General features: G+C 62.3%; 19 protein-coding genes and 1 tRNA gene. 14 read left to right on the top strand and 6 right to left on the bottom strand.

Annotated elements, in window-relative coordinates; genetic code table 11:
• Positions 1-254: 254 nt before the first annotated feature.
• The 4 genes from GGD67_RS22895 to GGD67_RS22880 form a co-directional block, all read right to left on the bottom strand.
• A complete protein-coding gene (locus GGD67_RS22895; protein ID WP_179736000.1) occupies positions 255-1565 on the bottom strand; it encodes an ABC transporter substrate-binding protein in 1311 nt (436 codons plus the stop codon).
• Positions 1566-1723: 158 nt separating this feature from the next.
• Complete coding sequence (gene uvrA / locus GGD67_RS22890) at positions 1724-4234, bottom strand: excinuclease ABC subunit UvrA (protein ID WP_179735998.1); 2511 nt, start codon at positions 4232-4234, stop codon at positions 1724-1726.
• A 156-nt stretch (positions 4235-4390) separates the two neighbouring features.
• Positions 4391-5575, bottom strand: a complete 1185-nt coding sequence (locus GGD67_RS22885; RefSeq protein ID WP_246784489.1) for a hypothetical protein — start codon at positions 5573-5575, stop codon at positions 4391-4393.
• A gap of 348 nt (positions 5576-5923) precedes the next feature.
• Complete coding sequence (locus GGD67_RS22880; protein WP_179735996.1) at positions 5924-7171, bottom strand: SMP-30/gluconolactonase/LRE family protein; 1248 nt, start codon at positions 7169-7171, stop codon at positions 5924-5926.
• A 298-nt stretch (positions 7172-7469) separates the two neighbouring features.
• Here GGD67_RS22880 and GGD67_RS22875 point away from each other — a divergent pair, with 298 nt between their 5' ends.
• The 5 genes from GGD67_RS22875 (at position 7470) to GGD67_RS22855 (ending at position 13168) form a co-directional block, all read left to right on the top strand.
• On the top strand, positions 7470-7733 hold the full coding sequence (locus GGD67_RS22875; RefSeq protein WP_049815127.1) for a hypothetical protein: 264 nt from the start codon (positions 7470-7472) through the stop codon (positions 7731-7733).
• 1527 nt (positions 7734-9260) lie between these two features.
• Positions 9261-10823, top strand: a complete 1563-nt coding sequence (locus GGD67_RS22870) for a 2-isopropylmalate synthase (RefSeq protein WP_179735994.1) — start codon at positions 9261-9263, stop codon at positions 10821-10823.
• 289 nt (positions 10824-11112) lie between these two features.
• Positions 11113-12117, top strand: a complete 1005-nt coding sequence (locus GGD67_RS22865; RefSeq protein WP_092253256.1) for a TRAP transporter substrate-binding protein — start codon at positions 11113-11115, stop codon at positions 12115-12117.
• Positions 12118-12326: 209 nt separating this feature from the next.
• The gene (locus tag GGD67_RS22860; RefSeq protein WP_179735992.1) at positions 12327-12935 is read left to right on the top strand and encodes a Spy/CpxP family protein refolding chaperone; all 609 of its coding nucleotides are present in this window, start codon (positions 12327-12329) and stop codon (positions 12933-12935) included.
• Positions 12936-13092: 157 nt separating this feature from the next.
• Positions 13093-13168 (top strand) — tRNA-Lys (locus GGD67_RS22855).
• A gap of 130 nt (positions 13169-13298) precedes the next feature.
• Here GGD67_RS22855 and GGD67_RS22850 read toward each other — a convergent pair.
• Entirely contained in the window at positions 13299-13535 is a 237-nt protein-coding gene (locus GGD67_RS22850; protein ID WP_018318142.1) for a hypothetical protein, read from the bottom strand.
• Between the two features lie 978 nt (positions 13536-14513).
• Complete coding sequence (locus GGD67_RS22845) at positions 14514-14855, bottom strand: H-NS family nucleoid-associated regulatory protein (protein ID WP_179735990.1); 342 nt, start codon at positions 14853-14855, stop codon at positions 14514-14516.
• A 485-nt stretch (positions 14856-15340) separates the two neighbouring features.
• Between GGD67_RS22845 and GGD67_RS22840 the strand changes: the two genes are divergently transcribed.
• The 9 genes from GGD67_RS22840 (at position 15341) to GGD67_RS22800 (ending at position 24364) form a co-directional block, all read left to right on the top strand.
• The gene (locus GGD67_RS22840) at positions 15341-16057 is read left to right on the top strand and encodes a hypothetical protein (RefSeq protein ID WP_179735988.1); all 717 of its coding nucleotides are present in this window, start codon (positions 15341-15343) and stop codon (positions 16055-16057) included.
• A 1453-nt stretch (positions 16058-17510) separates the two neighbouring features.
• Complete coding sequence (locus GGD67_RS39100) at positions 17511-17726, top strand: VCBS domain-containing protein (protein ID WP_210286585.1); 216 nt, start codon at positions 17511-17513, stop codon at positions 17724-17726.
• Positions 17727-18022: 296 nt separating this feature from the next.
• The gene (locus GGD67_RS22830; protein ID WP_244550615.1) at positions 18023-18337 is read left to right on the top strand and encodes a hypothetical protein; all 315 of its coding nucleotides are present in this window, start codon (positions 18023-18025) and stop codon (positions 18335-18337) included.
• Positions 18338-18436: 99 nt separating this feature from the next.
• Complete coding sequence (locus GGD67_RS22825) at positions 18437-18943, top strand: prepilin peptidase (protein WP_179735986.1); 507 nt, start codon at positions 18437-18439, stop codon at positions 18941-18943.
• 1 nt (position 18944) lies between these two features.
• Positions 18945-19910: a Flp pilus assembly protein CpaB gene (gene cpaB, locus GGD67_RS22820; RefSeq protein WP_018318135.1), complete on the top strand. Its 966-nt coding sequence runs from the start codon at positions 18945-18947 to the stop codon at positions 19908-19910.
• Positions 19910-21115, top strand: a complete 1206-nt coding sequence (locus GGD67_RS22815; RefSeq protein ID WP_179735984.1) for a pilus assembly protein CpaE — start codon at positions 19910-19912, stop codon at positions 21113-21115. Before cpaB ends, GGD67_RS22815 begins: the two co-directional genes overlap by 1 nt.
• The gene (locus GGD67_RS22810; protein ID WP_091962875.1) at positions 21112-22530 is read left to right on the top strand and encodes a CpaF family protein; all 1419 of its coding nucleotides are present in this window, start codon (positions 21112-21114) and stop codon (positions 22528-22530) included. Before GGD67_RS22815 ends, GGD67_RS22810 begins: the two co-directional genes overlap by 4 nt.
• Entirely contained in the window at positions 22527-23459 is a 933-nt protein-coding gene (locus GGD67_RS22805; RefSeq protein WP_179735982.1) for a type II secretion system F family protein, read from the top strand. Before GGD67_RS22810 ends, GGD67_RS22805 begins: the two co-directional genes overlap by 4 nt.
• A complete protein-coding gene (locus GGD67_RS22800) occupies positions 23456-24364 on the top strand; it encodes a type II secretion system F family protein (RefSeq protein ID WP_179735980.1) in 909 nt (302 codons plus the stop codon). Before GGD67_RS22805 ends, GGD67_RS22800 begins: the two co-directional genes overlap by 4 nt.
• The last annotated feature ends 1 nt before the right edge of the window (position 24365 follow it).

Here is a 24365-nt window from a genome sequence, read left to right as displayed (position 1 = left end):
ACAAAGCTCGGCTGTCCTGTCCGCTTCACCGCCATCGTCATTCCCCCAAGGCTTTGCCCTAGGGAATCACAACTGGCGAATTACGCAACAGGCCCCTTGTGGGAGAAGGTGGCGCGAAGCGCCGGATGAGGGGTTCCATCCGCGAATTCAATCGCGAGAGGCTCGCCTGCGGAGGCAACCCCTCACCCGTCTCGCCGCTGCGCGGCGAGCCACCCTCTCCCACAAGGGGAGAGGGGGCACCGTCCGCATCGCCCCTACGTCCCGTAGGTCGATCCTTTCGGCAGCGGGAATACCGGGTCTTGCGTGCGGATGTTGGTCGGCCACACCACCGAGATGTGCTCGCCCGCGTTCTGCATCACCACCGGCGTCGAGCGTTCGTTCTGGCCGGACAGCGGCGTGCCCGGCGGGAAGAATTTGACGCCGTAGCCCTGGATGGTGCCGCCGGCGGGGATGTCGACGTCGAGCGCGGCCTTGCGGATCGCCTCCGGCTCGAAGCTGCCGTACTTCTCCTTGGCCACCGGCAGCACGTCGTTGAGCAGCACCCAGGTCTGGTTGAAGCCCATCGAGCAGTGCGGCGGCACGTCGGTGGCGCCGGTCTTGGCCTGGTAGCGCGAGACCATGGTCTTGATCAGCTCGCCCATGCCCGGCGCGAGCTTCGCCGCGTCGAGCAGCTGCGCCGGCACCGGGTCGATGTTGCAGAAATTGTCGATGTCGGGACCGAAGGTGGCGCGCAGCTTGTCGAGCTGGCTGTAGCCGGCGCCGGCCCCGAACAGCATCTTGAAGCGCAATCCGCTCTCGCGCGCCTGCCGCAGGAACAAAGTGATATCGGGGTTGTAGCCGGCATGCGAGATCACGTCGGCCTTGGCGCGCTTGATCTTGGTGACGAGCACCGAGAGGTCGGGCGCGGAAGCCGAATAGCCCTCGCGCAGCACGACCTGGATGCCGGCCTGCTTGGCATAGGCCTCGTCGGCCGCGGCGACGCCGACGCCATAGGGGCCGTCCTCGTGGATCAGCGCGACCTTGACGTCCTTCGCCTCCATGCCGAGCTTGGCTTTCGCGTGCTCGGCGATGAAGCCGGCAAAGGCCTGGCCGTACTGGTCGGAATGGATCTGCGCGCGAAACACGTATTGCAAATTCTTGTCCTTGAACACGGCGGTCGAGACCGCAGTCGTGATCCAGAGGATCTTCTTCTGCTGCTCGACCTTCGCCGCCATCGGCACCGCATGCGCGCTGGAATAGACGCCGTTGATGATGTCGATCTTTTCCTGGCTGATCAGCCGCTCGGCCTCGTTGATCGCAACATCCGCCTTGCTCTGCGAGTCCGCCGCAACCGGCGCGATCTTGGTCTTGCCGCCGATGCCGCCCTTCTCGTTGACGAGGTCGATGGCGATCTGCGCGCCGACCGAGGAGGCGACCGAGCCGCCGGCGGCGAACGGGCCGGTGAGGTCGTAGATCAGGCCGATGCGTAAATTCTCGGCCTGCGCCTGGGCCCGTGTCCAATCGAGGCTGAGTGTGGCGGCGGCAGCCGCCGTACCCTTCAGCAGCTGCCTGCGTGAAGTCGGCATCCTATCCTCCCTCAAAACCGTTCTTATGGCTGGTTGTTATTTTTTTGCGAAGTATGGGGAGCGGGACGGAGGAAAGTCAACATCGCGAAAGTCGGGTCTGTCAGCTGCGCCATAGAACGCAAATGCGAAATGACGGTGAGGCCCGGCGAGATCGCGCGTCACTGCTTCAAGCGCCGCGCCAGATAAGGCGCGGTCTTTCCGCCGGCCCTTGCGACCTGATCCGGCGTTCCCGATGCGACGATGCGTCCGCCCTCGTCGCCGGCGCCGGGACCGAGATCGATGATCCAGTCGCTGCGAGAGACGACGTCCATGTCATGCTCGACCACGACCACGCTGTTGCCGGCGTCCACGATCCGGTCGAGTTGGGCGATCAGCCGCTCGACATCCCGCGGATGCAGCCCTGTGGTCGGTTCGTCCAGCACATAAAGCGTATGGCCGCGTTGCAGACGCATCAGCTCGGTCGCCAGCTTGATCCGCTGGGCTTCGCCACCGGACAATTCGGTGGCGGACTGGCCGAGGCGGATATAGCCGAGACCGACCTCGCGCACGACCGAGAGCGACCGGCTCAGCGCGGCATCGCCCTCGAAGAAGTCGAAGGCCTCGTCGACGCGCATCGCCAGCACATCCGCGATCGATTTCCCGCGGATTGTCACCTCGAGCGTCTTGTCGTTGTAGCGCGCACCTTTGCAGGTCGGGCAGGGCGCATAGACGCTGGGCAGGAACAAGAGCTCGACACAGACGAAGCCCTCGCCCTCGCAAGTCGCACATCGGCCTTTCGCGACATTGAACGAGAAGCGTCCCGCGTCGTAGCGGCGGGACTTTGCCTGCGGCGTTGCCGCGAACATCCGCCGCACATGGTCGAACAGGCCGGTATAGGTCGCAAGGTTGGACCGCGGCGTGCGCCCGATCGGCTTCTGGTCCACCACGACGAGGCGACCGATCCGGTCGAGGCCGGCAACAATCTTGCCGCCCAAGGTCTCGACCCTTGCGGCGAGGCTGTCGTCGTCCGCTTCGTCCGCGAGCGTATGGCCGATATGCCCGGCGACGGCCTCGACGAGGAATTGGCTGATCAGGCTCGATTTGCCGGAGCCCGACACGCCGGTGATGCTGGTGAGGATGCCGAGCGGAATATCGACGTCGAGACCACGAAGGTTGTTGCGGGATACGCCCCTGAGCTTCAGATGGCCCTTCGGCTCGCGGCGCGCCGTCGGCAGCTGCTTGCGGGGATGCGCGAGATAGTGGGCGGTGCGCGATTGCTCGATCTGACCGAGCTCTGCCGGCGGCCCGCTGTAGAGGATGAGCCCGCCGCCGTCGCCCGCGTCAGGCCCGACATCCACCAGCCAGTCGGCATGCCTGATCACTTCGATCTCGTGCTCGACCACGAAGATCGAGTTGCCGGCGTGCTTCAGCCGGTCCAGCGCCCGCAGCAGCGCCTCGGTGTCGGCGGGATGCAGGCCCGCGGACGGCTCGTCGAGCACGTAGACGACGCCGAACAGGTTCGAACGAACCTGCGTCGCAAGGCGCAGCCGTTGCAATTCGCCCGGCGACAGCGTCGGCGTGCTGCGCTCGCAGGCGAGATAGCCAAGGCCGAGGTCGAGCAGAACGGCGAGGCGCGCCGACAGATCCTCGCAGATGCGCCTGGCGACGACGGCCTTCTCCGATCTGTCCGTCGAAGTCTTTGCGAACGGCTCGACCAGCTCCTGCAGCTGCTTGAGCGGCAAATGCGACATCTCGGCGATATTGAGGCGTGCGAACCTGACCTTGAGCGCCTCGGGCTTGAGCCGGGTGCCGTGGCAGGTCGGGCAATCCCGCGTGATCATGAATTGCGCGACACGGCGCTTCATCATCGCGCTCTCGGACTTGGCGTAGGTCTGCATCACGTAGCGCTTGGCGCCGGTGAACGTGCCCTGGTAGCTCGGCTCCTCCTTGCGGCGCAGCGCGCGTTTGACCTCAGCGGCGTCGTAGCCGGCATAGACAGGAACGGTCGGCTGCTCCTCGGTGAACAGGATCCAGTCGCGGTCCTTTTTCGGCAGCTCGCGCCAGGGCTTGTCGACGTCGTAGCCGAGCGTCGTCAGGATGTCCCGCAGGTTCTGCCCTTGCCAGGCACTCGGCCAGGCCGCGACGGCGCGCTCGCGGATCGTCTTGGTGTCGTCGGGCACCATGGACTTCTCGGTAACGTCGAGCATCCTGCCGATGCCGTGGCAGGTCGGGCACGCCCCCTCGGGCGTGTTCGGCGAGAACGCCTCTGCATAGAGCATCGGATGTCCCCGCGGATAATCGCCGGCGCGGGAATAGAGCATCCTCAGCAGGTTCGAGATGGTGGTGACGCTGCCGACGGATGACCTTGTCGTCGGCGCCCCGCGTTGCTGCTGGAGCGCGACGGCGGGCGGCAGGCCCTCGATGTCGTCGACTTCAGGGACTTGCATCTGGTGGAACAGCCGCCGCGCGTAGGGCGACACCGACTCCAGATAGCGCCGCTGCGCCTCGGCGTAGATCGTTCCAAAGGCGAGCGAGGATTTCCCGGAGCCCGACACGCCCGTGAACACGACAAGCGCGTTGCGGGGAATGCGAACGTCGACGTTCCTGAGATTGTGCTCGCGCGCGCCGCGCACCCGGACGAAGCCGTCGTCCTGCATCAGGCTGTCGGGTCGTCTTGGTCGATCGTCCATCTTGCTTCTCCAGGCCGCGTCGGAATTAACGGCAAGATCGCAGGATGGGTCCTTCGAGGCCAGTGGGCCTGGCTGCGTTCTGCACAAAGCCAAGGCCCGCCGCGATGACAGTGAAGGGCCTTGCGAGGGATTTGGGTCGCGGCGGCAAGCCGCGCCTCAGACGATGAAATCCCTGGCGTTGAGATCGGCGGCATGGATGCCATCCAGCGTGATGGTGTCGTTGGCCGTCAACTGGATCACCGCATTGCCGGCGCTGTCATCGCTGATCAGGCTCTTCAGCGCGCCCCAGTCCGCAAAGCGATAGGCCCGCACATCGATCACGTCCTGCTCGAGTATCGTGCTGCCCGCCGCCTTGTTGCCCTGATCGAAATCGTTGATCACGTCCTGGCCCGAGCCTGCCCCGAACACGAACAGATCGTTGCTCGGTCCGCCCCAAAGCTGATCGTTGCCGCCTCCGCCGTTCAGCAGATCCCTGCCGCCGGTGATCGAGCCGCCTACGAACGGGTTGTAGGCTCGTGCATCGCCATAGAGCCAATCGCCGCGATCGCTCCCGTAGAGAATATCATTGCCACCCTGTGCGTTGCCGGACATCTGTGAGCCATCGCCGACGAGCGCGATGGAGGTCGAATTGGGATTGCCGTCGACGGCTGCGATCAGGATGTCTTCCCCGCCACGGGCATTGTCGCTCATGTAGCCACTATCGCCGAGCAGTGATGCGCCGCCGGACCGCGCATCGTCGCCGGCCGTATAGATGAGGATGTCATTGCCGCCGCGTGCATCGCCGATCATGGACACCAAGGCATCACCTGACATCGATATGTTGCCAGAGGCGCCGGCCTGGACCACGCTGACGATGTCGTTGCCGCCTTGGGAGTTGCCGCTCATGAGCGATCCGGAATCGCCGCTGAACGCACCATACGATCTGTCGCCCATCTCTGCCTTGATGAGGTCATTGCCGCCCTTGGCATCCGCGGTCATGGCGATTTCGGCGTCGCCTGAGAGATAGACGCTCGCATAGATCGCATTCGAGGCCTCGACGTGCAGCAAATCGTTGCCGCCGCGGGCTTGGCCGGACATGATCTGCGCGTCGCCGTCAAAGGTCGTATAGGGCAAGCGGCCCTGGATCGTCGCGACGAGAAGGTCATTGCCGCCATGCGATTGGCCTTCCAGGATCGACTCGTCGCCGACTAAGAGCAGGCTGCTCGGCCCGTCATCGACTGTTGCGATCATGATGTCGTTACCGCCATGGCCGTCGACCGGTAGACCGGGGTCTCCGAGCGCGATCACGAGCTCCCGGCTTCCAACGCTGACGATGATCGTGTCGTTTGGCATACGGCGCATCGTGCAACTCCCAATTTCTTGTCCGGCGCGGACGGAGGCGAAGCGACACGCCTGCGCACCGCGCTGCGGCCCTGCCGCGTCACACATCATCTTTGGTTTGATGGCGGAGATTGGCCCGCGATGGAGCTTGATTGCGGCCGCGGAACCGCTGGAGCGGGCGCGTCGTTAAGCTGTCATGAAACGCGGAGTCGCCGGGATGTTTACGACGATCGATCCCGCAGACGCGTGTTGCAGAAAGCAGGGGCCGTAGGGTGGGCAAAGCGAAGCGTGCCCACGATCCCTTAATACGGAACGAGATGGTGGGCACGGCGCTTTGCGCCTTTGCCCACCCTACGATAGCGTGCACTCTCAGCCCGGCCCGGCGCCCTGCGTTGCCGTGAACACCGCGTAGAGCGACTGGCTCGCGGCCATGAACAGGCGGTTGCGCTTGGGGCCGCCGAAGGTGATGTTGCCGCAGACCTCCGGCAGGCGGATGCGGCCGAGCAGCTTGCCCTCCGGCGACCACACCGTCACGCCGCTGTAGCCGACGGCGCGGCCGGCATTGCTGGAAGCCCAGACATTGCCGTTGACGTCGCAGCGCACGCCGTCCGGCCCGCACTTCACGCCGTCGATCACGCAATCGCTGAACTTCTTGGGGTTGGAGAGTTTGTTGTCGCCGCCGACGTCGAACACGAAGATCTCGCCCTTGCCGCCCGGGCCGGTGTCGCCCGGCCCTTTGCCGGTCGAGGCGACGTAGAGCTTCTTGTAATCCGGCGAGAAGCACAGTCCGTTCGGATCGGGGACCTGGTCTTCGGTAACGACGAGGTCGATGCGGCCGGAAGGGTCGATACGATAGCAATTGGTCGGCAGCTCGCGCTTGCCCGGCTGGAAGCCGGCCGGCTGTCCGATCCGCGGATTGAGCTTGCCGCCCGCATTGCTCGGGCCGCCCGCGGCATCCGGCTCGCCTTCGTAGAGCTGACCGCCATAGGGCGGATCGGTGAACCAGTAGCTGCCGTCGGGATGCGCGGCGATGTCGTTCGGCGAGTTCAGCTTCTTGCCTTGATAGGAGTCCGCGAGCACGGTGGCGGTGCCGTCATGCTCGTAGCGCGTCACCCGGCGGGTCAAATGCTCGCAGGAGAGCTGGCGGCCCTGGAAGTCGAAGGAGTTGCCGTTGGAATTGTTGGACGGCGTGCGAAACACGCTGACGCGGCCGTCATCCTCGCTCCAGCGCATCTGCCGGTTGTTGGGAATGTCGCTCCACAACAGATACCTTCCTTGCGCGCTCCACGCCGGGCCCTCGGCCCACAGCAGGCCGGTGTAGAGACGCTTGATCGCGGTGTTGGGCTGCGCGAGATCGTTGAAGGAGGGATCGACCGCGATGATGTCGGGGTCCCAGAAATAGGTGGTCGGCGCGCCGTGGGGGCCGAAATCGCGCGGCGGGGTGGTGATGGTGGTCGGCGGTGCGGCGGGTCCGGTCTGGGCCAGCGCGGGGCCGGCGACGGTGGCCGCGGCGCCAAGCGCAAGCCCCCGGACAAGCGTTCGTCGTGAAAGCGCAGCATCCTGGTCACGCTGCTCGTGGTCACGAGCCGTGTGGTCACGAGCCTCTTGGCGTGTCATCGCGTCCTCCCAATGATGTTCGCTGGCCGGTTGATCCGGCCAAGCAACTGGAGGTTAATGCGGTCCGGCGCCGGTTGCGAGGGTGGAATCGGATTCGCGCAGGCCGCAATCTCGTCATATTCGAATGCACTTCGCGTCCGCCTTGCGCCGTTTGCAAGGCGCGAAAATGTTCCGCGGATCGACGCAAAAATTTGCTTGCGGCAAAGCGCGGCAGGCCGCCCGTTCGGCGAAGTTCAAGCCTTGATTTCGCGCTGATTGCCGCGCAGAAACCGTGCGGGGGCGATGGACGGAGTTGATTGTGGCTGGCGTCATCGTATTGATCGTGTTGCTGGGAATCGCGTTCGCGGCCGGCTATTTCACGCGTGACTACATCTCCAGCAAGCGACGTGCGGAAGCCCGCCGCTGGCGCGAATACACCGAGCCGGATTGGCTTCCCGCCAACGCGCCCGCCAACACCAACGAGATCGCGAGCGCCATCACGGCGGTCCCCGTGGTCAACGGCGAGCTCGGCCAGATGCTCGACCGCTGGGAAAGCAGAGCCCGCGCCCGCCGCGCGGGATAGGGCGAAGTTCGTAGCCCGGATGAAGCGACTTGTCCGCCATAGCTCGAAGAGCGACGGCGGAAGCGCAATCCGGGGCCGCTCGCCCGGCATCTCGCACCGTCCCGGATTACGCTGGCGCTCCATCCGGGCTACGGCGCCGAGAGCCTGTGTCGCCCTCTGTCAATCCATGCGCACAAAAATATTCCACTTTACCGAAATTCGGTTTCGGCGTATGTGTTGCCCATCCCGGCTCACCCAAGAGGGGCGACTATGTGTCGTCACTGTCGCGAGCCGGGCTTGCGGTGGACGCGGCAGCGTCGGCACGAGAGGCGCGGGCAGGGCGGGTTGTCCCTGTGAGCCCGAGGCTTCGTGCGGACGACGGCGCTGCCAGGCTTCGTCTCGTCTGTAAGTTTCCGGCTTTGTCGACAGGGCTCGGGAAAACTGCGGCGAAATGGCGGGCCGTGCGTACGGCAAAACCGTGTGGTCCTGGCCGTCGTTGCCACGGTCAAGCTTCCGCGGAGATGCGAGCGAGCCCAACCGGGCAGACTGCATCATCCAATTCGCGGGGCGAGGGAGGCCAGAAGGAATGGTCGGCTCCCGGGAGATCACGGCATAAGCCGTCCAGCCATCGCGCAGGGAAGGCCGAGTGATCGGCCACACCTGTATGCTGCTGTGCGGTTCTTTCTGCGCGTGCTTTTCGCGCAGCGGACCGCGGGTGCGAGCCAGCACCCGGCCTTCCCTGCGCCCTCTTGGATGAGAGGGTGGCGAGACCAAGCAAAGCTCGGGCGAATTGCGCCGCGAGGCCGAAGAGGCGTGTCTGCGAGCTGAGCTACGTGCCACAAACCAGATCTCGTAGGGTGGGCAAAGCGCAGCGTGCCCACGCCTTGTCGCTTATGGAGGGAGATCGTGGGCACGGCGCAAGTGCGCCTTTGCCCACCCTACGGCAGCGCCGCTGGGATGTGCACTGGAGCATCGCAATGACAAGTGGAGACAGCGTGCGCCACGCTGCGCTCTCGTGCCCCGGACGCCGCACAGCGTCCCCGGCGCTGCGAAGCATCCTCCCGTTCGATGGTGCGCTGCAGAGCCGGGCCATCCATCCGGATCATGCCCTGTCGGCCCTGGGTCCCCGCTCTGCGCAGCAACGCAAGTGCGTTACAACGCGTCCGGGACACGAGATCGGCACAACCAGGTCAGGCTACCTGACCATCTTTTGGCGTTGCAGTTGCTGCTATTTCTCGTCTAGAAACGGGTCACTGAGCCTCCCGGCAACCAACCGTCAATGGTTTTGACCGAGGATTTGGGGCTCAAAAGGGTCTGGCAATGCTGATTCGCGGCCAAATCGATGGGATTTCGGGGGAGGTGGCTCTGGCCGCCGCCACGATCCCGGCCGCGCTGCTGCCCACCCTCCTTATTGGCGGCCTCCTTCTTACTTGCCCCTGAGGGCCGGCTGGGCGCGACGCGCCTGGGCGCTCAGGGGTTGGTCGAGATCACCGGACACCTCAAGCGCCCAGCAGACTGACGGCGCAAAAGCTCAAAAGGAAATTTGCAATGGCCACCGCGAACAAGTCCGACAAGGACCGCGTCATCATTTTCGACACCACCTTGCGCGACGGCGAGCAGTGCCCCGGCGCCACCATGACCTTCGAGGAGAAGCTCGAGGTCGCCGAGCTGCTGGACGATATGGGCGTCGACGTCATCGAAGCCGGCTTCCCGATTACCTCGCAAGGTGACTTCGAAGCTGTGAGCGAGATCGCCCGTCGCTCGAAGAATGCCGTCATCGCCGGCCTGTCGCGCGCCCACCCGGCCGACATCGACCGCTGCGCCGAGGCGGTGAAGTTCGCCAAGCGCGGCCGCGTCCACACCGTGATCGCGACCTCGCCGTTGCACATGCGGGTGAAGTTGAACAAGACGCCGGAAGAAGTGCTCGAGACCTCGGTCGCGATGGTCGCCCGCGCCCGCAACCAGATCGACGACGTCGAATGGTCGGCCGAGGACGGCACCCGCAGCGAGATGGATTTCCTGTGCCGGATCGTCGAGGCCGTGATCAAGGCCGGCGCCACCACGGTGAACATCCCCGATACCGTCGGCTACACGGTGCCGGAGGAATACACCCACTTCATGAAGACTCTGATCGAACGCGTGCCGAACTCGGACAAGGCCGTGTTCTCCGTGCACTGCCATAACGACCTCGGCATGGCCGTGGCGAACTCGCTGGCCGGCATCGTCGGCGGCGCGCGCCAGGTCGAGTGCACCGTCAACGGCATCGGCGAGCGCGCCGGCAACGCGGCGCTCGAAGAGATCGTGATGGCGATCAACGTCCGCAACGACAAATTCCCGTACTGGAACAAGATCGACACCACCCAGCTCACCCGCGCCTCCAAGGTGGTGTCGGCAGCGACCTCGTTCCCGGTGCAGTATAATAAGGCGATCGTCGGCCGGAATGCGTTCGCGCATGAGAGCGGCATCCACCAAGACGGCGTGCTGAAGGACGCCTCGACCTACGAGATCATGCGGCCCGAAATGGTCGGCCTGAAGCAGTCCTCGCTGGTGCTCGGCAAGCATTCCGGCCGCCATGCCTTCGTGCACAAGCTGGAGGAGATGGGCTACAAGCTCGGCCCGAACCAGCTGGAAGATGCGTTCACGCGGATGAAGGCGCTGGCCGACCGCAAGAAGGACATCTACGACGAGGACATCGAGGCGCTGGTCGACGAGGAGATGGCGGCCTCGCACGACCGCATCAAGTTGACCTCGCTGACCGTGATCGCCGGCACCCATGGCCCGCAGCGAGCGACCATGAAGCTCGACGTCGACGGCCAGATCAAGATCGAGGAGGCCGAGGGCAACGGTCCGGTGGACGCGGTGTTCAACTGCATCAAGCGCCTGGTCCCGCACGAGGCCAAGCTGGAGCTGTATCAGGTCCACGCGGTGACCGAAGGCACGGACGCGCAGGCCGAAGTATCGGTACGGCTGTCGCAGGAGGGACGCGCGATGACGGCACGCGCGGCCGATCCGGATACGCTGGTGGCTTCCGCCAAAGCCTATCTCGGCGCGCTCAACAAGATCGTCATGAAGCGCCAGCGCGACACCGTGACGACGGCGGCTGCGAGCTGAGAAGCACCGCTGCGAGTTGTTGCACCTCTCCCGCTTGCGGGAGAGGTCGACGCGAAGCGGCGGGTGAGGGTTCTCTCCTCTGGGGGAATGTCCCGTTGCGGAGACACCCTCTCCCCAGCCCTCTCCCGCAAGCGGGAGAGGGGGCGCACCTGCGCTTGCGGCGTTCATCATGAATGGCTGCCCTGCTAACGGCCAATAGCGGCTCCGTCTCCCAGCCGCTATTGATGCAGCCGGAGCAAGGATTGGCCGCCTGGGCGCCGGGCGGCCCAAAAAAGAACAGGGAGAGATTATGCGCACCTTCGCGATCGCCGCGTCCATCGCGGCACTGGCACTCGGACTTGCCGGGCCGGCATCGGCGCAATCGCCGATCATCATCAAGTTCAGCCACGTCGTCGCCACCGACACGCCGAAGGGCAAGGGGGCGGAGAAGTTCAAGGAGCTCGCGGAAAAGTACACCGGCGGCAAGGTCAAGGTCGAGGTCTATCCGAACTCGACGCTGTACAAGGACAAGGAAGAGCTCGAGGCGCTGCAGCTCGGCAGCGTGCAGATGCTGGCGCCGTCCAACTCCAAGTTCGGACCGCTCGGCATCCGCGAGTTCGAGGTGTTCGATCTGCCCTACATCCTGCCCGACCTGAAGACGCTGCGGAAGGTGACGGAAGGCCCGCTCGGCACGCGGCTGCTCAAGCTGCTGGATGCCAAGGGCATCACCGGCCTTGCCTATTGGGACAACGGCTTCAAGCAGATGAGCGCCAACAAGAAGCTGATCACGCCCGCCGACTATCAGGGCGTCAAGTTCCGCATCCAGTCCTCGCGCGTGCTGCAGGCCCAGTTCAAGGCGCTCAGCTCGCTGCCGCAGGTGATGGCGTTCTCGGAAGTCTACCAGGCGCTCCAGACCGGCGTGGTCGACGGCCAGGAGAACACCTGGTCGAACATCTATACCCAGAAGATGCACGAGGTGCAGAAGTACATCACCGAGACCAATCACGGCTACATCGGCTACGTCGTGATCGTGAACAAGAAGTTCTGGGACGATCTGCCGGCCGACATCCGCGACCCGCTCACCAAGGCGATGAAGGAAGCGACCGACTTCAGCAACGCGCAGTCGCAGAAGGAAAACGACGACGCGCTGGCCGAGATCAAGAAGAGCGGCAAGAGCGAGATCATCAAGCTCACGGCCGAGCAGGACGAGGCGATGCGCAAGGCGATGGAGCCGGTCTACAAGGACGCCGCCGGCCGCGTCGGCCAGCCGCTGATCGACGAATTCCTTAAAGAGGCCAAGAGCACCACGAACTGAGCACGACGAACTGATCGTTTCGAACGATGAACGAAGGCTTCCGTGCAGCCTGCACGGAAGCCTTTTTGTTGCGAATGATTTCCGATTGCGGCTGGAGGTAAAATCGGGCGTTACAATCCAGGCAAGGGCCCGCTTCCTGTCCAAGTTGTAAGTTGCGTGTCAGCGGCGTCGCGCCCATCTTCATGGACATCCTTCCAGAGGAGGTCCGGATGAAGAAGTTCACCATCGCCGCCATCGCCGTGCTCAGCATCGCCGGCTCGGGCGCGGTCTATGCGCAATATCATCGCCCGTGGATGGAGCACATCCGCCACATCCGCATGAACCCGGAAGACCGCGCCGCTTTTGTCGACGCGCGGATCGCCGCCGTCCATGCCGGCTTGAGGCTCAACGCCGACCAGGAGAAGCTGTGGCCGCCGGTCGAGGCCGCCGTGCGGGAGTTCGCCAAGCTGCGCATCGACCGCGCCAATGCGCGCATGAATGCCGGCCCCGGCGATGCCGGCAAGGACGCCGACAGGCCGGAGGATCCGGTCGCCCGCCTGCGCCAGCGCGCCGAGGACATGGGCGCGACCTCGGCGGCCCTGAAGAAGATCGCCGATGCCGCAGACCCCCTCTACAAGACCCTGGACGAGGGCCAGAAGCGGCGCCTCGCCGTGCTGACCCGCCACCGCGGCCCGTTCGGCGGCGGCGAAGACAGCCCGCACCGCCACTTCATGGAACGCGGCATGGACCGCATGATGGAGCGCGGCATGGAGCACTTCCATCGTGACCGTTTCGACCGCGACGGCGGCCCCGACCGGGATCGCGAGGGCCGGCTCTGAACGGGGCGGGATTCTGCGACGATTAACCCTGGAGAAGCCGCTGGAATCCAGCGGCTTTTCGCTTTCTGGGGACTGTGGAAAAACCTTCATTGCATCGCTTGCCAGACCCGGATCGCTTTGCTAAACGACCGACCTCGCAAGGCACTAACCGCCTTTCGGGCGCATAGCTCAGTTGGTAGAGCAGCTGACTCTTAATCAGCGGGTCCCAGGTTCGAGCCCTGGTGCGCCCACCATCCTTAAGAGATTGGCCCGCAAGGGCTTTTTTAAATTCTCCCGCAGAACAAAGCGCGTCTCGTGCGACGTTCTTTGTGTGGGGTGGACACGGCGTGCACGCACGATCTGGCCGGCTTACCCACTTCCGCGTCAGCCGCGCTTTCGCTCAGAGGGTGGCTTAAACTCCACGACCTCGTGCGGGTTGCTCGGATCAGGTGGCTCACTTTTCTTCACGATTAGCTCGAGCTCGAGAGCCTCGAAGGCGAGCTCATCCGCCAAGCGCCTAAACAGCTCACGCTTTTCCATGTCCGTGGCCTGCTGACTCATCAGCGTAAACTCTCTGGCGTCAGCGCGGACCTTTTCCAAACGTCGTCGGAAGTCCTTCATGTGTGCCAGCTTAGCTTTTAGACTTTATCGGCCCGAACAATCAGTTTGCTTGTTCGGATCCACCGGGAGTCAACTGCCGAAACTCGATATTGGTTCTAGGCGGACCGCCAAATTCGCCGCTCATCGTGCTGCGATATTTAGGCCATGCTCTATGACCATGCCCCTGTTCAGGGGTTGCGGGCTGGAGGACGCCGCTGGCTGATGAGCCATCCCTGCCCGGCTCTCGCCGGATGACGCATAGCGCTAGCATACCTGAAGGGGCATGAATGTTCGAAAGCGCACAGACGCGAGTGTTGCGCCCGACTAGGCTGCGAGCGATCCTGCAGGCTCGCGAAGCGCTCAGGGCCCAACGGCCTCGGGGGATGCCAAATTGTGCCGGCTGCGCTGAAGCGGCTCCGTCCGCGAACGCAGTGTTGCCGGCTGCGTGCCGGGTATGAGGTAGGATTAAGCTCGACAGATTTTAGATCAACGATGGTCGTCTCGTGCGTACTTTCCTTCTCATTGTGGGAATATGGCTCCTGGCGAACGTTCTGTTCGTTGTAGCTGTCCTGCCCTCCCGCAGACCGGCACCTACTCGGCGAGCAGGAACTCCATCTCCGGTGACGATCAACACGACGGCCGGTCGCTCGGACGATCACGACCTACCACTCCTGCAGCGCGGGATGACGCCGGTTTCAATCAGAGTTCTTTTCCTCGTCCTCCTCCTTCCAATCCTTCGAGCGTGGAATGCGGTTAGGCGGCACTTCAGAGGGCACCACGACTAGACGTGGGCCATCGCGCGCTTGAGATTCTCGTCGATGTCTTCACTGCGCCGCGGGCCCCCGAGCGATTCAGCGAGAACCATCAGCCAGATCGCAAATGCGCTCGCTACGGCCATGCCTCCAAGCATGGTTATGACCCGCGTTGAAACGATGATGTGAAAAGCTCAGAGCCCCAGGGTGCGCCGGCATTCCCATCCCGAAATGCCGCAATCGGCGCTCAATTTGTCTGCCGCTTTTGAGCTGAAGCCTGATCGATCAGAAAATCGTCCAGAGCTCGGCCGCTTCGAAGCTGCGGACGCAGCCATCGCGGCTGCCTGCCGCGACCCGACCATGTCTCCGCTGGGTTCTTCGGATTGCGATATTTGGGACGAACGGGCGGGTATGCACGGCGGCGCTTACGATTGAGCCGCGTGACCTCGTTGGCCAGTGCAATCCTGTGGAGCCTTTCCTCCAAATGCGCTTTTTGCACCAACATTTTCTGAGTGAGTTTGGCGGCGACCTCTTGATGAATCATCCAGAGCTCGTCAACGGAGAGCGAATTAAAATGCGCGGTGTTCATGGCTCCATCCGAATCTTGGGCAGAAGGCCCAGGCAGACAAGTCGGGAATCCGGGAGCAGACAAGCCGTCAGTTAAATATTGATCGTGAAATCCACATTTAAATCGAGAGGTAGCAGGGAGAAAGGCGCGACAGTGGTAATATCGTGGCGCATTATTTAATTCGCCCCGAGGGGGTAGCCACGTCTCGTGACATCCACAAACTCACCCCTCGGCGAGTTGCGCTTTCGTGGTCGACGAGCGCAACGTTGGCGATCGAGCGGGCGCCGCGGCGCGGATCGTGGGCGGGAGCGAGGCTCGGCGCAACTCAGATGGATCGATGAATCGATCGCGCCGCCTCGTGTTGCACCCCTGGAGTGCCGGGCCGGCATATTAAATTAGGTGGCCAAGAGAACAATTAATTCATCGCGTCGCCCGATTTAAGCCGCATGGGGGCCGTTGTCGCCGCTGAGGCTCAAGCGGGGGTGGGGCGCACCCGGGAGTTTTCGATGTCCGGTCAATTGCGATTGTACTTCGCCAGTTTGGTCCTTGTCGGAGGTTTTTCGGCGGCGCCCGCGTCTTCCAATCCTCTAGCCGACTACTTCAATACTGCTACGTCCCAACCCACGGTAACCTCTCCGTCGCAAGCCGAATGCGTGCCGCGTCCCGGTACCGCGACCAGTGGTGGACAGCATTGGGTCTATCGAACGGACGGTCGCCGCAAATGCTGGTTCCTGGCCGAGGGCATCGCGAGGGTGAAGAAGCCCATTCGGGCTCGCGCGGCCAAAGACCGCAGCGCCAGTTTGGATGAAAACGGGACCACGCAGACCAGGCGGAGCGCGGTCGTTGATGCGCGCGCGGAGTTGCTGCGCTCCGCACCGCCCGAGCGATCTCAGACGCCTGTACCCGAAATGCACGTAGCAGATGCCGCTTCCGATCCTGGCACGGGCCCCACCCTGATGTCGGCGACCCCCATCGTGAATCTTGCCAGCAACCAGCTTACGCCCGAACACTCCGTGCCGGGCCAAGTCGACGCTGGGCAGCTTCTCGCCGCCGCGCCCGCCGACCCACCTCAAGATATGCCGCTGGGCGCGCGCACTGCAGAGGCGCACGGCGAAGCGCGCAGCTGGACGGCCTGGTTCGGTGTGCTGCTGATGACGCTTGGTGGTCTCTCGCTTTTAAGCTCGAACCGCACGCTTCGGCACGCAGTGAGATTACGCCACTGAGGTAGTACAAGGTACTGCCGGCCGCGCGACCGAGGGATTGAACGAGCAGGTATAGCCGAACTGCCACACGTACCAAGGTTCCGTGTGTCGTCACTTAGTTTTACACTGTCCTAGACGGACATTCGAGTATGATGACGGTCGCCTTTTGGATCGGACTGCATCATGCGGTACAAGGTGTTCGTGGTGGACGGCAGCCGGCAAGTAATCTGCACAGCAAAGCTCGACTGCATTGACGAGCAGGCGGCGAGACGCCGAGCCGAGCAAATGCATGACGAGCACGACGTTGAGCTTTGGGAAGGCGATCGACTCGTTGCGGTGTTCCGAAGTGCAACATCGCATGAAAGTCGGAGCTAACGCGCGATCCTGAATAGGTTGGCCGATCTCGCCGCCGAGTTAGTTAAAGCGTTGTGAGGCACCCCGCCTGGCTGGTTGGCGACATGTCGCAGCGACGTCATAGCCGAGGCTCGCTACTGCCGGGATGAAGGCGCCCAGTCTCTTTCAAGATAGTGGCAGATGCCAGGAACGCGGGCAACCCGTGCATCGAATCGCGCGAGTGAGCCAACGCGGGTCAACCTTCGGACCCGGCGGGGGTCTCTAACCGGCTCTTGCTCTGCCGCTCGCTTTGATACGCCGTCTTCTGCCGATTGTTTTTGCTTCTACATGTCGGAGCTTACTTCGAAGCTTCTCCACCTCTCTAAGCTCCGCCAGAAGCGCCTGATGCCGTTCGCTCAGAACAGCACTCGAAAAAAATCGACGCGTACTCGACATCACATGCCTCAGAAAATGACTTGAAGTAAGAAGTCGACGAAAAGCGAAGGACAAAGAACGCTCGACCGAAGCTCAATGAGCTAAAGCCGCAGCCGCCAGATGCTCCCAGTACTCTGCCTCTGCAAGCAGTTTCCAGCTTCTCTCAGGTTGGAGTGCGGCAGTCTGTCGGCAAAGCAACGCCATTGCGCGAAAGCGGCGGGCAGCTTCCATTCCAACCTCCCATGTTTTCTTTTCCCCAACATATTTTTCAATTTTGCGATGGAGTCATCATGATTATATACGATAATCAAATATATCATTTAATGGCAGGTCGATTTGACCGACTTCCCGAGTCAAGCGGGAACTGGTTTCGGTTTAAGCTTCACATGGATTTCGAATGCGCCTTGCCGCGCCCTTTTGCGCGTTAAAGCGAACGAGAAAGCGTGCGCGGGGCAGCACCAGATGATGCGAAGCTTCGTGCGCGAGCATCGCAATGTCAGAAATCCCAACCGAGGACTCTTCACGCCGCACCCAGGGCACGTGCGCCGGCTACCGAGCCATGACCCAGTCATTGGATGCGGTCTGGCGACGCGCCTCGCTCTTAACGCACAATGCCGCCAACGGCTCGGTGAATGGCCTTACGTTCTGAATAACGGGGCCGCCCAGTACCTCGCTGCGGACCAGACGATCACCGAGAGCTTCCCGGTTGACGATCAATGGCGGCCACGGCCCGACAGATAGCCAGACGGTGACTGTCACGATCACAGGCACAAACGATGCGGCCACGGTCGCTTTCGAGGCGAAGTCCGTCACCGAGGGCAATGCCGCGGCGGCGCTCAATACCACCGGGCAGCTCAGCATCACTGACCCGGATGCGGGCGAAGCCCATGTCGTGGCGCAGAGCAATGCGCACGGCAGCTAAGGCGACTTCAGCATCGACGCCACTGACAGGCTGATGCAGCGCCATAGCTCATCGCCATCACATAATTCTCGAAGCTCAGAATAATAAAATTATACCCTTGGTCACCCGTACTATTCCGGTGAATCTTTGCCGACCCTTGGCCGGCGCCGTCCTCGGGGTTCGATTGCGGAGTCTGACATCATCTTCATATTTCGACGTTTTTTGCCGGTTTATGGATCCTCACGGCGGCTTGTTTCGCGCGCGATTAACTCAGAAAGGTCATTAATATATTAAATGTTGACGATAATAAACATTTAATGGATAGTTTTATCGCTGGCGGGGCCGGACATAAATCCGCGGCCGCTGGAAGTTGCCGAGGTGTCTGCAAATTCATCTTGAAAGAAGGGATTCTTCCTATGTTGCATCATTTCATCGAGACCAAGGAAGCGTTGAAGCGTCTGCGGACGGACCAGGACGGCGTGGTGTCATTCGAGTACATCATCGTCGCGGTTTGCATCGTTGGCGCAGTGGGTGCGGTGTTCGGCGGTGGAGCCGGCGGGCAGATTGGGGCGGCGCTGACCACCGGGATCACCGCAATCACCACCGCTTTCGCTACCGCGATCGCTGGCTGATACAGCCATTTTGGCGCCAGAGGGGGGCAATCCAGCTGCCCCCCTCCCGCAGGAGTGCTCCCGCCAGTTTGCCTTCCACTTTTTTGAAACGTGCATTTCATGAGTTGGATTGCTCCCACAGCCTCGATCCTGGAAATCCTTTTGTTGCTCTATGTCGCAACGATGGACGTTGCGACCCGCTTGATCCGAAACGAATTTTGTCTTGCGCTGGCGCTCCTCGGAATCGCCGGTCAATTGCCCAGCCCGATTCAAGTCGCTGTGTCGCTGATCACAGCCGCGATCCTGTTTCTGCTGCTTTTTGTCCTATACGCGCGCGGAGGAATTGGTGGCGGCGATGTCAAGCTGCTGGTTGCCCTGGCGGTTGGTCTCCCGCCGAGCGGCGTGATGCAGTTGCTGACCGTCACCGTGCTGGCCGGCGGCGTTCTTGCCTTGGTGCATCTGATGATGCGTCACTTGCCATATCCCAGACTGGCACCCGCCGGATCGTCGCTCGCGCGCCGGATCTACGCGATCGAGCGTTGGCGCCATTTGCGACACGCCCCGCTGCCTTACGGAGCCGCTATCGCCTGCGGCGGTATCTGGACCATTTTGAGCAAAGGATCATGAAATGTCATCCGCGCTGCGTCTGTCGATCATCGTGGTGCTTTTGCTTGCAACCACAGCGTTCGGACTGATCGCCTATAGCATGAACCTGCCGAAGGCGCAGACTCCGGTCCCAGTACAGGTGACAGCGGCGCCCCTCGCGCCGGCGGCGCCGGCGACCGCCGGTTACTTTGTCGCGGCACGACCATTGCCGAGGGGGACGTTGGCCCGCGAAGAGGATTTCGCCGTCCGCTCGGTGCCACCGGAGCGCGTTCCCCAAGGGGCTATCCTTGAAAACCCCGAGTCCAAGGCCGGACTCCCCGGTTCACTCATCCGCAACTTCGTCGAAGCGGGCAGTCCCGTTACGTTGCAGGATATCCTGCGTCCGCGGGATCGGGGTTTCCTCGCCAGTGTCCTGGCGCCAGACAGCCGCGCCATCAGCATCAAGGTTGACGAGGAGGCCGGTGTCTCCGGCCTCATCAGGCCAGGCGATCACGTCGACGTCGTGTTGACCCAGGTCTTCGAGAAAGTCGATACCGCGCGCCGCGCCCTCAGCGAAACCGTTCTGCGTAATGTTCGAGTCATCGCGATTGATCAGGAGATCGTGCAGGGTGCGCGACCCATCAGCGGGATGGCAGGTAAGCAAACGCAGACCGTGTCACTGGAGCTTACGCAGGTGCAGGTCAAGAAAGTCACTGTCGCAAAGCAGCTCGGGACGCTCTCCTTGGCCGTGCGCGCAGCAGTCGATCAGTGGGACAAGGCAGACACCGGCGCGATGTCGAGCTGTGATGTGTCGCCTGAACTTGCCCGCCAGTATGCAATTTCCGCACAGAGAACGGCTGTGGTCGTTCATTCAGGCGGCGAGGTCAAGCAATACACGGTCAGGAAGCAAGAGGAAGACGCGCTCGTCAGCTGCGACGGTGCATCGGAAACCGTACGCCCGACTGCGACGGCGGCGGGTTACGATAACAGGTTGTCGGAGAAACGGTGATGAACATTGCCATAGCCACCCCGCCTGAAGAATCGACGTCGATCGTCACGCGTAACCGCATCGTCGGCTTCGTAAATGACGAACTCAGCGCCGCGGCGTTGCGCAAGGGGCTCGAGGGCGCCAATCTCTCGATCAGGCGCGGCACGATCCGCAATGCCATACGGATGCTCGAAACCGACACGGATCTGTTCGCGCTGGTGGTAGACATCAGTGGCATCGATGATCCCTTTACTGAACTGGAAAGACTGGCCGGCGTCTGTCCGCCCGATGTCCGCGTAGCCGTGATCGGCGACAACCGGGAGATCACCTTCTACCGTGAGCTCCTGGAGCTCGGCTTGACCGAGTATCTGCCGCGGCCGCTCACGCGCGATCTGGTGCTGGACAAGCTGCGCCCCAAGCTTCTCGGCGACGTCGCAGCCAACCAGATCGATCGTGGCGGGCACGTGGTCTCGATCTGCGGGGCGCAGGGCGGCGCCGGTGCCACGAGCATCGCGATCAATCTGGCGCTGCAGCTTGCCGAGACAACCAAGGCGAAGGTGGCCCTGCTTGATCTTCATCTGCAGGGCGGCGAAGCCGCCGTGATGCTGGGTGTTCGTCCCGGGCCGGGGCTGCGTATCGCTCTGGAAAATCCGACGCGGGCGGACACACTCTTCCTCGAGCGCGCGGCAATCGAGGTCAACGAAAGGGTTTGCCTGGTCTCGGCCGACGAGGACCTCGATGCGCAGCTCGAAATTACGGAAGCTGGCATACGACACGTGCTGGGTCTGCTGCGTCAACGGTTCAACTACATCGTCGTCGACGTACCCGTCCCATTTCCGCCGTCGATCTATCCCGTGATTGCGCTTTCCCGTCATGTGATGGTGCTGCTCGAATCCGAGGTGACCGGACTTCGCAATGCCCATGCGCTACGCACCGCCGTGATCAACATCGCGGGCAAGGACCGGGTCTTTACCTTGCTCAACCGGGCCGGTCGTCCCGGGGGCCTTCCGAGGGCGGCGGTTGTCAAGGCGTTGGGTGCAGAGCCCGACATCGTCGTTCCCGATCTCGGCAAGGGCATGACCGAGGCGCTCAATCTCGGAATTCCAGCTCTGAAGCACGTCAGGAAATTGCGGCGTCACCTGGCACCGATCGTACGGGAGATCAGCGGTGTCGCTGCCGAGCGGGTTAGCTGGTGGAGGAGGGTGCTCACAGCACATCTGCGATGAAGAAGTTTGGTAGGCGCGAAGACGACGCACCAGCTCACGTATTGGCGGCAGGCGTCCCTGCATCTGCGATAGGCTTGCCGTTGCCGTCGGCCGGCGCGACTGCAGCCGCACCGAACGTGCCGTCACCTGCGCCAAGGCGTGACGAACCTGCGATCCACCAACCCATCATTCCACCTTCGCTGCGTGAACGGGTGATTGAGCAGATCGAACCCGCGGTGGCCGCAACCGTCTCGCGGGAGGTTCTCCGGCGGCAGATTGAAGAGATCATCCATCACATTGCCAACCAGGAACGGCTCGAGCTGTCGGGCCGCGAGCAGCTGCAGCTCGCGGACGAAATTGCCGACGACATGACGGGCTACGGGCCGCTCCGTCCGCTGCTGCTGGACCAGTCGATCAGCGATATCATGGTGAACGGCCCAAGCAATATCTACGTGGAGCGAAGCGGCAGGCTGGAACGAGTTGCGGTGCGTTTCCGCGACAATGATCACATCGCCTCCGTCGCTCAGAAGATTGCCGCGCAGGTCGGTCGGCGCGTCGACGAATCCAGTCCGATGGTGGATTGTCGCCTGCTGGATGGCAGCCGGGTCAACATCATCCTCCCGCCGCTGGCGATCCATAGTCCGTGCATTTCCATCCGGAAATTTCCAAGCCGTCGTTTGGACATCGCCGGATTGATTGAAAACGGCTCGATGACCCCGGCCATCGGACAATTGCTGGAGATCGCGGCCCGCTCGCGGCTCAATGTTCTGGTCTCCGGCGGCACCGGATCCGGCAAGACGACGCTCCTGAACGCGATGAGCCAGTTCATCGATCACACCGAACGTATCGTCACGATCGAGGACGCGGCGGAGCTGCAGCTTCAGCAGCCGCACGTGATCAGCCTGGAGACCCGGCCTCCCAGCCTCGAGGGCACAGGGCAGGTGACACAACGCGATCTGCTGGTGAATGCCCTGCGCATGCGTCCCGACCGGATCGTGGTTGGCGAGGTGCGCAGTTCCGAAGCATTCGACATGCTGCAGGCGATGAACACCGGCCATGATGGTTCGATCTCCACGGTACACGCGAATAGTACCCGGGATGCCCTGACCCGCATCGAAAACATGGTGCAGATGGGACAGGTCAATCTACCGTCGCGCGCCATTCGAAGTCAGATCGTCGCTGCGCTGGATCTCATTGTGCAGGTCGAACGCATGCGGGACGGGCAGCGCCGTATCGTTCAGATCAGCGAGGTGATCGGCCTTGAAGGGGAGGTGATCACCACCAATGACATCGCAGCCTTCGAGTATCAGGAGGAGGATGTGAACGGGCGGATATCGGGCAGCTATAAGTCCAACCTTGCAACTCCGAAGTTCAAGAGCCGGCTTGTCTATTTCGGGCTAGATGGTGCGTGGGCCGAGGCCATGAGGCAAATATGACGCTGGAGTCCGTGATCGTCACTGTTCTGGCGCTCGCGATGTGCGCAGCAGCCATTTCGTTGTGGCTCGACGCTCGGGAAAGACGCATCAATCGCCGGTTGGCGGTTGCTCTGCCAACGTCGCATCCGGCCAACTTGCCATCCATTCGCCGCTTGGAGAGCGGGTCACAGGACCAGTTTCTCAATCGGCTGTCCAACTACAATCCCGATATACCTTACGTGATGCATCCGGCCTATGTGCTGCTCGCAGGTGCATTCGGAGCAGCCGTGATCCTTTATGCGAACAGCCAGCTGGGATATTCCATTGTCTACGTGTCCATTGTCGCCGCAATCGCGGCCCTCATTGTGATACGAGGCCTGTTCGGATGGCAGCAGCGTCGCTTCGCTCTTCAGCTTTTTCGACAGCTGCCTGATGCGATCCAGCTGGTGACGAGTACCGTGCGTTCGGGTCTGCCTGTGCACGAGGCATTTCGTGCCCTCGCGCGCGATATGCCGCAGCCAACGGCCGGGCAGTTTGCCATCGTATGCAGCGAAGTGAATTTGGGAAGACCCCCCGAGGAAGCTATCCAAGCTGTCTATCGGCGAACGCAGGTGGCGGAGTATGCGATCTTTGCGGTGACACTTGCCGTGCAGTTGAAGTCCGGTGGCAGCCTGGCCGAGACGTTGCAGAACCTGGGAGACACTGTCAGGCAACGTGTTGCGCTGGCCGCTCGCGCCAAGGCGCTGGCAGGAGAGGTGATCTTTTCCTCACGAGCGCTGACAGTCTCGCCCTTGATTGCAGGCGGGGTCCTGTACGCAGCCAATCCGCAAACGGTTGATCTGTTGTTCACCGATCCGGTTGGAAACAAGCTGCTGGCTTACGCAGTCCTTTCGGTGCTTGTCGGAGCCCTGGTGATAAGTTGGATGGTCAGAAGGGAAACAGAACTATGACCTCTGGTCTCAGTCTGGTGGCCCTCGCAGTCGTGGCTGCAACCGCGTCCTGCATGTTGATTATCCGCGAAATACACATTCGTACATTGGACGCCCGGGTATCAAACGCCGTGATGGGCGTTGCTGGCCGGTCTGCACCCTTCCAGGATTTGACCGGTTGGTTTTCGTCACTCGGCATGCGGTATCGTCGCTTCTACGCTGAGGAAAATCTGGATCAGCTACGAACCATCCTTCAATCGTCAGGTTTCAATCATCATCGAGCCTTGCCGACCTGGATCGGTGTCAAAGCCGTCAGCATGGCGCTATGCCCGATCATCGCCGGGTGTGTCGCTCAGCTTTTCGGGAAGGCACTGCTGGATGTGATGGTCTTCACACTTATCGGCTTGGCGATCGGGATTCTAGCGCCGCGATTGATACTGGCGGTACTGAAGCGGCGGTTTGATGCCGCCATTCGACTGGGCACGCCGGACATGATCGATTTGCTGGTTGTGTGCAGCGAAGCGGGAATGGGCCTGGAAAGCGGGCTGGCACGCGTCGCGCAAGAAATGCAAGAGACCAATCCCGCTATAGCCCGGGTCATGAGCGGCCTTCTTGATGATCTCCGGATCCTGCCAAGCCGCAGCGACGCATTCGAGAAACTGGGATCTACATCGGATGGGCTTCGCCGATTCGGAATCATGGTCGGCCAAAGCCTGCAATACGGAACGCCGGTGGGGCAGGCTCTGCGGAGTATCGCCGTCGACCTCCGGCGCGAACGTATTACCAAGCTTGAAGAAAGAGCACACAAGTTGGGCGCCAAGCTGACCATTCCGATGGTGTTGTTCCTGCTTCCAGCCATGTTCGTCATTTTGGGTGGAAGTCCCATTCTGCACCTCGTGCGTTCGTTCGCCAGCTTCGGTAAGTAGC

This window comes from Bradyrhizobium sp. IAR9 (assembly GCF_013408065.1).
GTDB lineage: Bacteria > Pseudomonadota > Alphaproteobacteria > Rhizobiales > Xanthobacteraceae > Bradyrhizobium.
The sequence above is the reverse complement of the archived record's forward strand: the minus strand, read 5'-3'. Positions and strand labels throughout refer to the sequence as shown.

Bases quoted from the DNA above. Each gene is read 5' to 3' on its own strand.
- GGD67_RS22895 (WP_179736000.1), bottom strand. From the start codon at position 1,565: ATGCCGACTTCACGCAGGCAGCTGCTGAAGGGTACGGCGGCTGCCGCC.
- uvrA (WP_179735998.1), bottom strand. From the start codon at position 4,234: ATGGACGATCGACCAAGACGACCCGACAGCCTGATGCAGGACGACGGC.
- GGD67_RS22885 (WP_246784489.1), bottom strand. From the start codon at position 5,575: ATGCGCCGTATGCCAAACGACACGATCATCGTCAGCGTTGGAAGCCGG.
- GGD67_RS22880 (WP_179735996.1), bottom strand. From the start codon at position 7,171: ATGACACGCCAAGAGGCTCGTGACCACACGGCTCGTGACCACGAGCAG.
- GGD67_RS22870 (WP_179735994.1), top strand. From the start codon at position 9,261: ATGGCCACCGCGAACAAGTCCGACAAGGACCGCGTCATCATTTTCGAC.
- GGD67_RS22865 (WP_092253256.1), top strand. From the start codon at position 11,113: ATGCGCACCTTCGCGATCGCCGCGTCCATCGCGGCACTGGCACTCGGA.
- GGD67_RS22860 (WP_179735992.1), top strand. From the start codon at position 12,327: ATGAAGAAGTTCACCATCGCCGCCATCGCCGTGCTCAGCATCGCCGGC.
- GGD67_RS22850 (WP_018318142.1), bottom strand. From the start codon at position 13,535: ATGAAGGACTTCCGACGACGTTTGGAAAAGGTCCGCGCTGACGCCAGA.
- GGD67_RS22845 (WP_179735990.1), bottom strand. From the start codon at position 14,855: ATGAACACCGCGCATTTTAATTCGCTCTCCGTTGACGAGCTCTGGATG.
- GGD67_RS22840 (WP_179735988.1), top strand. From the start codon at position 15,341: ATGTCCGGTCAATTGCGATTGTACTTCGCCAGTTTGGTCCTTGTCGGA.
- GGD67_RS22830 (WP_244550615.1), top strand. From the start codon at position 18,023: ATGGATAGTTTTATCGCTGGCGGGGCCGGACATAAATCCGCGGCCGCT.
- GGD67_RS22825 (WP_179735986.1), top strand. From the start codon at position 18,437: ATGAGTTGGATTGCTCCCACAGCCTCGATCCTGGAAATCCTTTTGTTG.
- cpaB (WP_018318135.1), top strand. From the start codon at position 18,945: ATGTCATCCGCGCTGCGTCTGTCGATCATCGTGGTGCTTTTGCTTGCA.
- GGD67_RS22815 (WP_179735984.1), top strand. From the start codon at position 19,910: ATGAACATTGCCATAGCCACCCCGCCTGAAGAATCGACGTCGATCGTC.
- GGD67_RS22810 (WP_091962875.1), top strand. From the start codon at position 21,112: ATGAAGAAGTTTGGTAGGCGCGAAGACGACGCACCAGCTCACGTATTG.
- GGD67_RS22805 (WP_179735982.1), top strand. From the start codon at position 22,527: ATGACGCTGGAGTCCGTGATCGTCACTGTTCTGGCGCTCGCGATGTGC.
- GGD67_RS22800 (WP_179735980.1), top strand. From the start codon at position 23,456: ATGACCTCTGGTCTCAGTCTGGTGGCCCTCGCAGTCGTGGCTGCAACC.